Below are 14842 nucleotides of genomic sequence, written 5' to 3'. Positions count from 1 at the left end.
TTATCATAATTATTATCGCCATATTATTTGCACAAAAAATACTCATTCCTAGAATGAAATTGCCTTGGATCAAGGCAATTCTCCCAGTTTTAATCCTGGTTATTGGGTTATATTTCGTAATTGTCTCTTCATCTGACATAAAGACAAAACTAATAAGTGTCGGATTGATTGCCTTGCTTAGTCTGATTACTTTACTGATGGCCATAACTAGTAGTGAATCATATAGAAAATAAATTCAGTGAACATTTCATTGCGAATAGCCAGTTTAAACGTCACCTCAGGAATTTTTTGGTAGGCGTTTTTTATTGTTCCCATCCATTTTAAGTTACTTTTTTGTACTTAAGGCACTTAAAAGTGCGTACTATACAGCTAATCAGCTTGTAGATATGATGAATTAAAATACATAAGGAGATATGCAATGATTAATTCATTATCAGACACAGTTGAATTGAACAACGGAACAAGAATTCCTGGATTAGGATTAGGCGTATTTCAAATTTCAGAAAAAGATACTCCTGAAGTAGTTAAGAACGCCATTGTAAATGGTTATCGTTTAATCGATACTGCAGCTATCTACGAAAACGAAACTGGAACTGGTGAAGGTATCAAAGCCGGCTTAAAAGCGGCCAATCTATCTCGAGAGGACATATTTGTTACCTCAAAAGTGTGGAATGATCATCTTTCTTATCAAGAAACTATTGATGCGTTTAATGCTAGTCTGGACCGTTTGAATTTGGACTACTTAGACTTATATCTAATTCATTGGCCTGGCGATAGCGCATTTGAAGAATCATGGAAAGCCTTAGAAGATTTATATAGAGATGGCAAAATCAAAGCTATTGGTGTCAGCAATTTCGAGATCCATCACTTGGATCAATTATTCACTTTTGCTAAGGTTATTCCCGTAATTAACCAAATCGAATTGCACCCCAGATTATCACAGGTCGAATTAAGACAATATAGTGAATCTAAAGGTATCAAAGTGCAAGCTTGGTCACCACTTATGCAAGGAAAATTGTTGTCTGATCCAACAATTGAAGCAATTGCTAATAACCATAACAAGTCTACTGCCCAAGTGATTCTACGCTGGGATATCCAACAGGACATCTTGATAAACGTCAAATCAACTCACGTGGACAGATTGAACAGTAACGCTGATGTATTCGATTTTGAACTATCAGACGAAGAAATGACTCAATTGAATGAATTGAATCAAAACTTAAGAGTTGGTCCAGATCCCGATACATTTAACTTTAAGTAGTTAATAAAAATTGGCAGTTGATTTGGGACCAAACACTTTGTGATTATATTTGAAATATTTACTACCAACAACTTGTTTCATATAACTTAAGATTACTGGTAAATATTTGTGGCAACGAGCAACCATCCTGTTACATGCTCTTCGGACGCCTCTGTTTATCTTCAAATTTATTAACTTGCGTAAAAAAATTAAGAAATCATCCGCATAATAAAGATGATTTCTTATAAATTGAGATAGATTTGATTTCCTATACACGTCGTTTTGAAAATATCAAAATACCAAACAAAATAAATATTAATGAGTACAATAAATTACCTGTAACTAATTGTTTAACTGTTAAATGCGTTATGTCTTTATAGCTCGGATTAGCTAGCTGATTAGTAATATTAAGCATGTTAAACGGATTCCATTTAGACCAACCAGAACTAGAAGTTGCTACTCTATTTATAAATGACGAAATTCCTTAGCCTAAAAAGCAAAGCCCAATTCCAAATGCAATCGCGGCTGAACCTGTATTGGTTATACTAGCGATTAAAAACACTGCAGTAATAATAATTAACGTGCCCATTAAATCAATAAGTGTATTAATCAACAAATTCTGCCAAATGGGTAAATTATATAAATACTCACTCGAAAAACTAGGACTTTTCCCAATAATAACAATCTTCAAAATGACCGTAAACAATACCGATAATATATGTAAATAAATGTCATATCCTATAACAATTATTAGCTTAGTTATGTAAATAATCGACCTGCTATTTACACTGTAAATAAGTTTTTTTATCGTTCCGTACTGAAATTCTTCGGATATCAAAGATGCGCTGACTATGATTAGGATTATTGCACTCCACTGAAATCCTGCGAACGCTGATGAAATATAAAATTTAGAATCTTGATTCTTAGCCATCATTGCAACAACTAACATCAATATAAATAGAATTATCGGAACTATTTTGGACGAAGTCTTTTTAATTATTTTATATATTTCTTGTCTTAATAAATTTATCATCTTAACCTCCATATACTAGTCTATAAGTCTCAATAGCGACGTTTCTAAATCATTGCTCAACCTATCCATATCAATAATATCTATATTATTTTTAAAGATAATTTTGCAAATATCATTAATTGAATTAGGGGAATCTATCAACGCCTGAATCCGTTCCCCATTGTTTAGAACATTATTTTTCAATCCAGCATTTGAAAGAAGTTTGCTACACAAGAAGTTATCACTTGTTTTCAAAGTTAAATAGTTGTTTCCAACTTCCCGTAACTCTTTTAATGAGGTCTTGGTCACTATCTCTCCTTGATTTATAACAATCACTTGAGTAATCAATTTTTCTAATTCACTTAATATGTGGCTTGAAATTAAAAATGATATCCCCGTTTTTGACAGTTCTATTATCAAATTTCTTAAATTAACGTTAGATTTAGGATCTAAACCATTCATAGGTTCATCCAAAATGACTAACTTAGGATTATTAATCAATGCAATGCATATACCTAGCTTTTGTTTCATACCTAGGGAATAATTTTTCACCTTTTTTGTGATAAAGGAATTCATTTCTAAACTGTCTAATATTTTTTGAGTATTGGTGTCTATTTTATTCTCAAAGGAATACATCTTTAAATGATCTAGTCCTGTTAAATACGGATAAAGTGATGGATTCTCTATTAATGCACCAATCTCATTAAAGTTAGAATGGTGATGATATGATGTTCTTTCTCCTTCAATAAATATATCTCCTTTATTTGACGGAGTTAAATTTAAAATTGACTTCATAATTGTAGTTTTCCCAGCTCCATTAGGGCCGACCAGTCCAACAATTTCTCCTTTACCAATCGAGAAAGTTATATCTTTTAAAACTATTTTTTTGTGAATGCGCTTAGTTAATCCTGTAACTTGCAAAATAGTAGTCATAAATGCCTCCTTATCTATTAATAGCGTACCATTAGCAGTCTTATAAAATAAGTTTTAGTGAATAGTTTAATTAAATTTAACAAAAAAGTCGCCTCCCAAAGGAAGACGACCCTATACACTATTTATCTTCAGTTTTCTTAGTCAAAGCGGACTCAATTACAACCGAAGAATTTTGGTTATTGATATTAATTTTGGTAAACATCTCACTGCTCGAACCTGTCAGCATCTCATAAGTATCGCTATTATAGAGAGTGATTCTGACCGAATAGCTATTTTTCAAGTTTTCAGCAAATTCATTTAACTTTTCTTTGGAAGCAAGGTTAATGACCGCTGTCCATTTAATTGGATAAACATCTTCACCAGCTTGAAGCGTACTTACTTCCGAATCACTTAATCCAGTGAACGGAATCTTGTTATCACTGTTCATAAACTCAACACTCTTAACATTAAATGCCATTTGCTTATTCCTCGCTTAATTCGAATGTACCAAGATGGATTAGTAATTTGCCACTGTCAATTTTGATCTGTTGGCCCAAACAAGCTGTGATTATGATGTCGTCGGTAAACCAACTGATCATATAATTCCAAACCAATTAAAATAATTACACTAGTGACCAGCAAATGTGAAACTATCCAAAGTCCCAGATCATAAATGATGGCAAACGGCAAAATTACCCATATCCACTTAGTCAGCAATTTATAAGATAACATACAAAACAAAACAACTATTAATAATAACATCTTTAAATTTATCTCCCAGATTTATATGACCACTTATGACGCATTAAAAAAATGTAATTTTACATTTACGCACAAATTTGCAAGTTGAACCGAGACCTTAGTCATTAGAACTAATCAATTAATTCTATAAACTTCAGTGTGTGATGGTAGCAAATTATCAGAAATAATGATCCATGTTCCCCATAGACTTACAAGCATAACTACGATACTTATCAAATAAATCATTTTGTATAACGAATTATATTTAGTGTTACGCCACATTACGTAAATTGGTAAGATAACTCCAATTGGCGGGACGATAGCAGAAACCAGAGATAAAACCACTAACATCAAGCCCTCATTACTATTTTGATACAATTCATCATTAACTCTAGTCTGGGTTCTTCGCTTATCAATAATTTCTTGATTGTTATTCGCATAATTAGCTTTAATACTCTCATCACTTTTCATCAAATCATCCAGCGATATTTCATAAAGATCACTTAACATTAATAAATTATCTATGTCGGGATAAGTGCGGCCATTCTCCCATTTAGAAATAGATTGTCGCGAAATATGTAAAATAGTAGAAACTTCATTTTGTGAATATCCATGGTTCAATCGTGCTTCTTTAAGCTTTACTGATAAAGAGTTAATCATATTCGCCTTCTTTTTAATTTTTTAAACGCAAACTTATCCTTTTAAGTTTGCGCTTTTTATATATAAAACCATCGTGTCTACCAGACATAGCTTGAATGCCATCTTGCCTGTTTCTACTATGTAGGTAAAGGAGGAATGCTTATGAACATCAGGAACCCATCAACGAACTAATCCAGATGTCGCTTTGGTTGTAAAAATATTAGCAACGTCAAACTAACCGACAACACAATCGTCATTAACAAATCTCCAGCAAATCCACCCAACATTTTAGCCAAGTTAGCAGGTGTAATCGTCAGTCTAAAAGTCGGACTAAGCCCCATTGCTATTCCATTTATGATAATCGCTATTGCAAAAGTCGCAATCATCATCGCCGTTTTCTTCACATTGAATCTCTGCCAATCAGAATAATGAATGGTCAAAATAACCATACTAACGACCAACAAAATTGGCACGATTACCGTATGAAAACCTTCGACTCTAAAAAGCTCAATATAGCTTAAAAACAACAAGATAATTCCCAGATAGTATGAATATCTCTCAATTCTATGACTCTTAGTAGCCTGTTTATCTCGCTCGGCGTAATATTCCAGCATACGGTCATCTCGCAGTAAGTCATCCATCGAAACATTAAATATAGAGCTCATTTTGATCAAGCTGTTAATATCTGGATAATTACGACCGTTTTCCCAGCTAGAAATTGTTTTTCGTGAAACATATAACTGTTTTGCCAATTGTTCTTGGGTCATCCCCTTATTTTTACGACAAAGTTTTAATTTTTCAGCAACGTTCATATATCCTCCTGAAAGACCAATATAGTTCACAAAAATCATCATCCTAATAATACCATAGGGTATTGCATGTCGAAAAAAAACCTAAGTTAATCAAAATAATCCCACATTTTTTCTCAACATCTTAATAAATAAAATCAAATTGGAGGCATTCCATTATGTCAGAACTAATAAAAAATCTCACTTATTTTTTGTTGTACCTCAGTGTCATTGGCCTAGTTATAAGCCTTAAAAATCTATCACTTACGAAGAGACAAATACTGTGGTTTAACATCACGCGTGTCATGATATTAGTTGTCGCACTCGTTTTGCTTTTTACTACTATTGTGCCTGTTTTTATTCACTAATTGGTTGATAAAATAGTCTAGTCGCATGAACGAATTTTTTAACTCTCTTTTTTTAAAGTAATCAGTTTTTGTCACATCATTGCAGAAAACAAAATTCAGTCAGAATAACTGAATATTCTTATGTTATTCTGTGCTTCCACAATATTATTAATCGCATTATTTATAACACTTAAAAAGGAAAGAAGCGTAATCTTAAACAACTATGCCTCTTTCCTTTTTAATTTATTTTTTTCTGTAGATAGTAAATTTTAAAATTATGAATAAAATAAATGACACTGATAGGACTATTACATTTTGATATATATCAAAATGTCCAGAATAGACACCCAATAGAATTACAACAAAAAGATATGTAATCATGCCAATAGCGTACGATTTAAAATTCAAATTAATTGTCTCCCCTTATCATTAATCCGATTATCTATGTATCTTCTACACTCAAGCACGTTGAATGGTTTCATACGTATCTTAGTTCAATTAAAAATATTAATTAGCAGCAACGCATAAACCATTATCACGAAAGGCCAAGTAAACGAAATGTATTTAAAATATGTTTTCCTTCTTTCGGCATCATGAATTCTACTATTTATTATGTACATTAGTATATTCGCAATAAGAAAAGGTAGCGCAAATCCTAAAATTATTAAGTAATTAGCTTTCATTAATATCACTCCAATCACAATTTGAGCTTACTATTGATTTATCGAACAATATAATAATCTCATTAAATCAATGAAATAAAAAGAAACCAATGGTTTCATGACCAAATGCAACCAAAGGTTTCCACACAATTGAAAGTTTGAAATATCATATTCGCTTAGCTCCAACATTAAGAAGCAACACCATACCGACACTCCTATTTAATACGATAAACGGTTGTGTTGGCAGGATGAATCCAATTATCACTTATGATTGCATAACAACTTAAGGCACTTACTAATATTGCAATGACCGAAACGAACATAATAGTTTTATATAAACTGTTATATTTTGTATTTCTCCAAATAACATATGCTGGAATAACTAATCCCAATGGAGGAATGAGCGTTGATAAAATAGAAATAGCAATCAACATTAATCCCTCAATATTATTTTGATAAAACTGAGTGTTCACCCTTTTTGATTTTTCTAGACTGTCTTTTATTTCTGTATTGTTTTCTTCAATTCTGGATTTTAATCCCTCGTTGTTCTCTCGTAATAAATCATCAACTGAAATTTTGTAAATATCACTCAACTTAATTAAATTGTCTAAATCAGGATATACAACTCCTCGTTCCCACTTAGAAACTGCCTGTCTAGAAATATGTAAAATAGTTGCAACATCATTTTGAGAAAGTCCATTATTTATTCGTGCTTCTTTAATATGAAACGCTAAATTATTCGTAATATTCCTCCTTATAATAAGTTCACAATTAACAATAAATATTATTTTAACGGTAAAAATAACATTTATAAAATATTATATCAACACAGTACTGGTATGGGATAAAAACATAAATTCGCATACTAAATATTATGTAAGGTACTAGTCAAATTACACGTTATGCCGTTAAAATCACAGATATTAATTGTTGCACTCGTTTTGCTTTTTACTACTATCGTGCCTGTTTTTATTCACTAATTGGTTGATGATGTTCATATATTCGTCTATGACAAAACAAACCACCCACGATGAACTGTGGGTGGTTTGTTATTTTACTATTCAATTGTATTTTGCGAGTCAATTAATACTTGTGCACTATACTGATCAATAAAAACTCGATTACAATACTGTGCTTTCAAAGTTGCAATTAAGGCTGGAACGGTTTCCACTTTATTCACAGCAACAATTGAATGTTCTTTATGTTTAAGATTACTAAGAGGCGTCGTAACCAATCTTTCTTCTAGCTTGGAATTAACAATGTTTCCTTTGTCATCAATGAAATGTCCCAGTATATCTCCAACTGAATTATCTCTTATTTCTTGTTTTTCTTCATCATCAAAGTAATTCATTTCGTTCAAAATGGGACTATCTTCAATCGCATCTAGGGAAATCAGCGCAATATTAGCAAGCCTACCCAATTTCTCAAGATATCTAACTAAAGACTCTTTTTCAACTAATTCCTTCGTTGATGAGTTGTCAAAAATAACTGGCAATGGTAAGAAGTTGGCAGTTGACTGATAAGCATTCGCCAGTTTAAATCCTGTTTCATAAGTGAATATTTCATACTTAGGTGACGTAACCATTCCCATTAAGGATAGTACAACAACGTCCCTAACTTTCTTATCGTCAAGATAGGCCGCAACTTTGCTTAAAGATTCTCCACCACCAAAACCAATAATATCCCCGCTCTTGACTAATCCATCTAAGTATTTTGCAACTGAAGATGCAACTTTATCAAGAATCTCGTTTCGATCATTTTGAGATGTGGAAACGACAGTGAAATCAGCGGTTGGAAAAAATTCATGAAGTCGTCTGGATAGTACCTTTGCATCTCTAAGATTGTCGTTAACAGTGATAGTAACAAATCCATTTTCACGGGCAAGTGAGAGCATTCTTGAAACAGTAGCTTTTGATATTCCCTCTTGTTTCGCTAACTGACTTTGTCCAACACCCTCAACGTAATAAAGTCTGGCCAGCCTCAACATTTGTTCACGTTTGTCAATGGTACCTATTGTATCCACCTCCGACCAATTTAATTAATCATTATCTATTGCAGAAAAGTCCTTGTAAAAATCCTTAACTCTATTATACGCATGTTTATACATCTTAAAGTATTGATTATAAATTTCGTGCTTTTCCTTGTTTGGTAGGACTCGTTGATCAATTTTAATCCATTTTGATACATCTTCTGGATTAACTGCATTGATACCAATACCGGCTAAAATTGCACTACCTAAGTTTGCTTCTCCTCCTGATTTGGTTGTTAAAACTGTCTTCCCTGTAACGTCTGCAATCATTTGCACCATCTTTTTAGAATTGCTAACGCCACCGACCAGAGTTATTTCATCACCAATTTCGGTTCCAAATGTCTCAATACTTTGTCGAACAGAGTATGAAATTGCTTCTTGAAATGCATTATACAACTCATACTTTGTAGTTTTTAATGATAATCCTAAAATAGTTCCTCGGACAGTAGAATCCCATAATGGGCTTCTCTCTCCCATGAAATATGGCAGAACTAGTAAGCCGTTACTTCCAGCTGGAACATCCATACTTTGAAAATCTAGTTCCTTTGGCCCATCATTTTCATCTAACTCTTTTTCAAATTCTTTAACGAACCATGCTATTATTGCTCCTGCGGTGTTCGCTCCCGCAAAATTGTAGTACAAATTTTTAGGACGGTAGGCATATGGCCATATAATCAAGCCATTATCCCTTAATGGTTTTTCTGTTACCAGTGCTGCATTCATTGATGTTCCTAAAGCAACCGTTACCTCTCCTGGTTTAACAACACCGGTACCTACTGTGGCTGGCCCCACATCAACACCCGTATTGAATACCGGTGTTCCCGCTTTAATTCCTAATCTCTGTGCCCATGCCTCAGTAATCGATCCTGCTGATTCCGTGCTTGTAACAAACTTCTGAGGCAATTTTTCTGTATCCAAACCTAATTTATCAGCGATTTTTTGAGACCACTTATCTTCATTAATATCAAAAATTCCAGCCAAATTGCCGGCAGCAGAATAATTAATACTAGTTTGTCCGGTAAGTTGCAATATTACATAGGATTCAGGAGGCAAAAACTTATCAGTTTTATTATACAAATCTGGTTTATTTTCTTTTAACCACATCAACTTCGTATAACCATAGTATGGATCAGATAAATTAGCAGTCGTATCCATTAATTCACCATCACTAACTAACTCCTTAACTTGATCGGTTTCTTTTGTTGCACGACGGTCCATCCAAATTAAAGCTGGTCCTAAAACATTCCCATCCTTATCTACAGGAATTCCGGAACCTCCATATAATCCATCAATGCCAATAGCCACGATATCTTCATCATCAACATGTGAAGATAGTTTTCTAATTACCGCTGTTACTGCATTAAGCCAGTCTTCTGCATTCGCTTCAGCCCATCCAGGATGTGGAGTGGCAAAAGAATAGTTGTCCTTTTTCTGAGCAACAATTTCACCCGTAGTAGTCATCAAAATAGCTTTAGTTCCTGAAGTTCCTATATCAATTCCTAATATATACTTTGCCATAAATTACTTACTTCCCTTCCACACTTTCATCCTCTAAACCTGTAGTAACTTCAAAATCTCTACTTTCTTGAGGCTTTAACATAATTAATGTCCCAGCTTCTTTTGCCGCTGTTCTACCTTCGGTTCGACTAGTTGCAGGAAGTGCAAATGCAGCAACCTGCAAATCAGGATTATACATAAGCCAACGTGTAACATATGGATATTGCTTAGTATCAAATGAAACTTTAACCGTATGGATATCATCCATTTTCATTCTAAATTCAGCTTGCTCAGCAAATTTATTAAGCTCATCACCGAAGAACACAATTTCAGGATCGAAATGAGTAATATCGTCTAGCTTATTAATAAGCTTACCCGACTTAGATACCTCACCTGTAAAATCAAGCCATTCTTTAGTTGGATGAATATGATCAGGAATAGATGTGCGCAATTCAAATGCTCTATCAGGAATATTTTGCATAATTTCGGCGCCTTCAACAAACTTGTAATTGATGTGTGTTAAATACTGAAGTGGCATGTCTTGATACTCTGAAAGATTTTTAACGAACATCCGAACATCAAATAATGCGCTCCCTTTTTTCAGGGTAACTGATGGTTCTGCGAAATAATGATCACCAAAACCTTTAACATATTCAACTTGACTACTTATTTTTATCTCGTCATCTTTAATATCGATAACTGACGAATCCATTGGTGTCAAAGGAAATTCACCATGCGCGTAATGATCATCTTCAGGTCCAGGATTTCCACTAGACAATAATCCCGAATGAAACAAAAACGGACCATATGAATCAGTAATTTGTTTTCCTGAATAAGGTTGCTTAAATGTATTTTTCATCTTTAAATCAAAATTATCAAACATGGCTTCCCAAATCATCAAGCCTTCAAATGGCAATATTACTAAGTAACCACGAGAATTCTTTATCTTAATAGCTTCAACTCCGGATGAATATTTAAAGCTAGAAACAATAAATTCATCATTTTTAATCAAAATTCGTTCACTATCTTCAAAATAATCTTTGTACAATTTAAATGTTGTCATTCTTTGCACCTTCTTTGAGACCGTCAAACGGATGTTTAATGTAATGGTAAGCATAAACAATCATTGCCCCAAATGTTAAGAAGTGAACAGCAAATGATATGGTCATTGAGCCAGTAACATCAGCAACATATCCTTGAATTGCTGGCCAAACTCCTCCACCAACAACCATCATAACTAACATTGCGCCAGCTGTTTCTGTTTGATGAGGATCTTTTATAAACCCAAGGGTTTCAGTGTATATAGTTGCGTAGCCGGGTCCCATCAAACCTGATACCAAGATAGCAACATACACACCATTAAAACTTCGGTCAATCATCATGTAACCAATAGCAATGAATCCAAGAACTGAATACCAAAGTAATACTTTCAAATGAGGAATCTTTCTCATAAGATAATCAGCTAATATACGACCGATGAAGAAAGCAACATAACTACCAATAACAAAGTTTGAAGATGTTCTTTCATTAATAGAATGATCCAAGTCTAAAGCCAGTCGAATAGTAAATGACCAAACTGAAACTTGCAAACCAACATACATGAATAATGTGAACATACCATAAGTAAAATTATGGTTTTTTAACAGATTAAGTACAGTTCTACCAAGATTTTCCTTTGGAACATCAACTTTTTGTTTTGGTTTACCACTTGGAAATTCAGTTATCAAAAATAAAATAATCATAACGGCGATCACTATAACAATATATTTATATGGTTGTAATGTTTTTTGTAAAGCCTCTTCGCCTAATCGAATTCTTGCACTACCAGATAATTTGCTAAGTTGCGTATCTAAGTTAGTACCACCAGAAAAAATGAGATACTTACCAAGCAAAATTCCTGCAATAGATCCAAAAGGAAGAAAAGTTTGAGAAATATTCAAACGTAGTGTTCTTTGTTTCTCGGGTCCTAAAAGTGCTGAGTCTGTATCCGCAGCTGTTTCAATAACAGTCAATCCTGTGGCTAAAACAAACAAGGCAGCTAAAAAGAATCCATAAGTTGCTGCAGCAGAAGCAGGGAAGAATAAAACACATCCAATCAAATATAATAGCAGACCAATAATAATAGTTAGTTTGTAAGATGTACGCTTAATTAACCAAGATGCTGGAATATCCATTAAAAAATATCCTAAAGAAAAAGCACTTTGTACATAGGCAGATGCCAAATTACTCAACTGAAAAATCGACTTAAATTGAGTAATCAAAATATCATTTAAACTGGCCGCTGCTCCCCACATAGGGAACAATAAAGATACCAATACGAATTGAAAAACTGGCATTTTACTAGTATAGCCATTATCAAGTTCCTGGCCTTCAAACTTAATAAAACCAAAACCATGTTTCTTTTGAGCTTGCATATATAACACTCCTTCTAGTCAAATATTCTACAAAAAACAAAGAAAACGTTTTCATTGAAAATAAGTATAGCACCTTAATGAAAAAAATTCCATTTATTTTTTGAAATTAATTTTAACACGGTGTTTCTGTGCCTATCTTATTACGAAAAAGGCTACTAATTTATTTTAAAAATAAATTAGTAGCTGTTTTGAGGTTAATTATCAAATATTATTATCTAAAAACATTAATTATATCAGCCCATACGCATCCACAAACAACCATATCGATAAGCCAATAGCGCCCACGACAACTATTCCACTCATTATTCTGTCTGGAATCAGTCTGACAATTTGCGGACCAATCAATCCACCGATGAAAAATCCTAGCGCCAGTGGAATAACTAATAGCCAATAAATTCGTGATCTAAAAGAATAAATAATGGCTGCTAATAAGTTGGATGCTCCTAGTGAGACATTCTTTAAAGCGTTATATGTAGTGAATTCATACTTGCCACTTCTAGATAATAAGGCTAACAGCATAACTCCACCTGCAGCACCAAAGTATCCAGTATACGCACCGACCACGATAATCATGGCATCAAATCCAATTGAACGGATTCTGCTGACCCGTCTGACCTCTAAAGTCTTTGCAGATGGTGGAAATGCTAGTAATAATCCAGCAGTTAGAACGAAAAATGGTACCACCTTTTCAAACATGTCAGCCGGTTGTTCGAGCAATAAAACCGCACCGATTACACTACCTACCAGTGTTAGTGGTAATACTTTCCACAAATCACTCATGTGGTGCCTTAGTTCTCTTCTTGAAGAGATTGTGGCTCCCGCTCCAGCCAATACTAGCGAAACTGTGTTAGTCATATTAGCAAACACAGGTGGCACTCCCACGGCGAGTAAAGCCGGATAAGAAACTAGTGAAGCCATCCCCGTAGTTGCACTCATAATTCCCGCAACAATACCTGCTGGAAATAAAATCATTATCGCTTGTAACATATCAACACGAATAATTCATCATCCCATTTCGTTTAACTACTATATATTAAACCACATTTTAAACAACAAAAAACAGCAGGAACCCTATTAGAGTCCCTGCTGATTAATCGACTATTTAATTATTCCAACTGTTTGGCAAATCAAGTAAACATTCAAAGCAATTAGAACGACACTGGCTGTCCAAGCAGCCCACTTGACCCAAGTATGGTTAGCGAATCGACCCATCAACTTCTTATCACTAGTGAAGATGACCAGTGGGATAACCGCGAATGGCAATGCCACACTCAAGAATACTTGTGAAAATGTCAAGAGATCTTCAATCTTAGCTTCGTTTCCATGATAGTAAATAGCGAAAGCTAGAACTGGTGTTACTGAAATCAATCTAGTCAATAATCTTTGTGCCCACATTGGCATCTTCAGGTTAATGAAACCTTCCATGATGATTTGACCGGCTAATGTTCCAGTGATCGTTGAACTTTGTCCAGATGACAGTAATGCTACAGCGAACAACATACTTAGCATTGGACTAGCAATTGCACCAACGATTTGCGGATTGTTCAATGAGTTGAACAAGTCAACGAATCGACCAAGTGTACTGTTAGTACCGAAGAACAATGCTGCACCTAATACTAATAGTAAACTGTTAACGATGAAGGCAACGGTTAATTGAATATTTGAATCGATCGTTGTGAACTTGATTGCTTTTGCAAGAGCCTTTTCGTTATTTCTATCAACTTCGCGAGTTTGTGAAATTGATGATCCAAGGAACAAATCATGAGGCATAACTGTGGCACCGACAATTCCGAGTGTTAAGTAAAGCATGGACTTGTTAGTAATAATATCCTTAGTAGGAACGTATCCAGCAAACATTTGCTGCATATTTGGTTGTGCCAAAGCAACTTCGTAGAGGAAGACTGCTAAGATAACAACTACTAAAGTTGCCACAATAGCTTCAATCTTTCTGAATCCTAAACGCATCAATAATAACAAAATCAAAACATCAGCCGCTGTGATGATAATTCCGACAATTAACGGAATGTGGAACAGCAACTCGATTGCAATCGCTGATCCAATAATTTCAGCAACATCCGTTGCCACAATTGCAAGTTCTGTAATAACCCAGAGTGCGAAGCCACCCCATTTTGAAGTGTGTTCGCGAGTTAACTGAGCTAAATCTTTTCCGGTTACAATACCTAGTTTAGCTGCCATGGATTGTAGTAACATGGCGATCAAACTAGAAATCATTACCACTGATAGTAACTTGTACTTAAACTGTGCTCCACCAGCGATTGAAGTAATCCAATTACCTGGATCCATATACCCAACCGCGATTAGAACTCCGGGTCCGGTGTAAGCTGCTAATGTTCGCCAGAATCCAGCATTATCTGGAACCTTGATGCTTCCATTAACTTCATCCAAACTCTTTTGACTCTTCTTGCTCTCTACCTTTTCAACTACTGCTTTTGAGTCGTTTTCTGGTGACTCAGTCCAAACACTTTCTTTCATAGAAGAATGCCCTCTTTCCATTGGCTTGAAATTTGGGTAACTATCTTGAGGTTTCACTTTGAGTGAGC

14 protein-coding genes are annotated in these 14842 nt (G+C 34.4%); 1 reads left to right on the top strand and 13 read right to left on the bottom strand.

The genetic code is table 11. The annotated features are described in order from the left end of the window. Positions 1-418 precede the first annotated feature (418 nt). On the top strand, positions 419-1261 hold the full coding sequence (locus O0236_RS00940) for an aldo/keto reductase (RefSeq protein WP_268912309.1): 843 nt from the start codon (positions 419-421) through the stop codon (positions 1259-1261). 463 nt (positions 1262-1724) lie between these two features. Here the strand turns inward: O0236_RS00940 and O0236_RS00935 are convergent, their stop codons facing one another. The 13 genes from O0236_RS00935 to O0236_RS00875 form a co-directional block, all read right to left on the bottom strand. Continuing rightward, positions 1725-2273 carry an ABC transporter permease gene (locus O0236_RS00935; protein ID WP_268912308.1) on the bottom strand — a complete coding sequence of 183 codons (549 nt, stop codon included), beginning with the start codon at positions 2271-2273 and terminating at the stop codon, positions 1725-1727. Positions 2274-2288: 15 nt separating this feature from the next. Then, the gene (locus O0236_RS00930) at positions 2289-3185 is read right to left on the bottom strand and encodes an ABC transporter ATP-binding protein (protein WP_268912307.1); all 897 of its coding nucleotides are present in this window, start codon (positions 3183-3185) and stop codon (positions 2289-2291) included. Between the two features lie 118 nt (positions 3186-3303). Continuing rightward, complete coding sequence (locus O0236_RS00925) at positions 3304-3642, bottom strand: hypothetical protein (protein ID WP_268912306.1); 339 nt, start codon at positions 3640-3642, stop codon at positions 3304-3306. A 56-nt stretch (positions 3643-3698) separates the two neighbouring features. After that, on the bottom strand, positions 3699-3926 hold the full coding sequence (locus tag O0236_RS00920; RefSeq protein WP_268912305.1) for a hypothetical protein: 228 nt from the start codon (positions 3924-3926) through the stop codon (positions 3699-3701). 114 nt (positions 3927-4040) lie between these two features. After that, positions 4041-4565 (bottom strand): helix-turn-helix transcriptional regulator, encoded by a 525-nt coding sequence (locus O0236_RS00915; protein WP_268912304.1) that lies wholly within the window; start codon positions 4563-4565, stop codon positions 4041-4043. Positions 4566-4732: 167 nt separating this feature from the next. Next, complete coding sequence (locus tag O0236_RS00910; protein ID WP_372791468.1) at positions 4733-5386, bottom strand: helix-turn-helix domain-containing protein; 654 nt, start codon at positions 5384-5386, stop codon at positions 4733-4735. Positions 5387-6556: 1170 nt separating this feature from the next. Continuing rightward, positions 6557-7063, bottom strand: coding sequence for a helix-turn-helix domain-containing protein (locus O0236_RS00905; protein ID WP_268912729.1), 507 nt, complete (start codon positions 7061-7063; stop codon positions 6557-6559). Positions 7064-7398: 335 nt separating this feature from the next. After that, positions 7399-8364: a sugar-binding transcriptional regulator gene (locus O0236_RS00900; protein ID WP_268912302.1), complete on the bottom strand. Its 966-nt coding sequence runs from the start codon at positions 8362-8364 to the stop codon at positions 7399-7401. Positions 8365-8379: 15 nt separating this feature from the next. After that, entirely contained in the window at positions 8380-9888 is a 1509-nt protein-coding gene (locus tag O0236_RS00895) for a xylulokinase (RefSeq protein ID WP_268912301.1), read from the bottom strand. Between the two features lie 7 nt (positions 9889-9895). After that, positions 9896-10930 carry a DUF4432 family protein gene (locus O0236_RS00890; protein ID WP_268912300.1) on the bottom strand — a complete coding sequence of 345 codons (1035 nt, stop codon included), beginning with the start codon at positions 10928-10930 and terminating at the stop codon, positions 9896-9898. Then, positions 10917-12281 carry a sugar MFS transporter gene (locus O0236_RS00885; protein WP_268912299.1) on the bottom strand — a complete coding sequence of 455 codons (1365 nt, stop codon included), beginning with the start codon at positions 12279-12281 and terminating at the stop codon, positions 10917-10919. Before O0236_RS00885 ends, O0236_RS00890 begins: the two co-directional genes overlap by 14 nt. Positions 12282-12509: 228 nt before the next feature. Then, positions 12510-13268: a sulfite exporter TauE/SafE family protein gene (locus tag O0236_RS00880; protein WP_268912298.1), complete on the bottom strand. Its 759-nt coding sequence runs from the start codon at positions 13266-13268 to the stop codon at positions 12510-12512. Positions 13269-13379: 111 nt separating this feature from the next. Continuing rightward, the gene (locus O0236_RS00875; protein WP_268912297.1) at positions 13380-14774 is read right to left on the bottom strand and encodes an Nramp family divalent metal transporter; all 1395 of its coding nucleotides are present in this window, start codon (positions 14772-14774) and stop codon (positions 13380-13382) included. Positions 14775-14842 lie beyond the last annotated feature (68 nt).

The organism is Lentilactobacillus sp. SPB1-3 (genome assembly GCF_026913205.2).
Lineage (GTDB): Bacteria > Bacillota > Bacilli > Lactobacillales > Lactobacillaceae > Lentilactobacillus > Lentilactobacillus terminaliae.
This window is presented reverse-complemented; position numbering and strand designations above follow the sequence as displayed.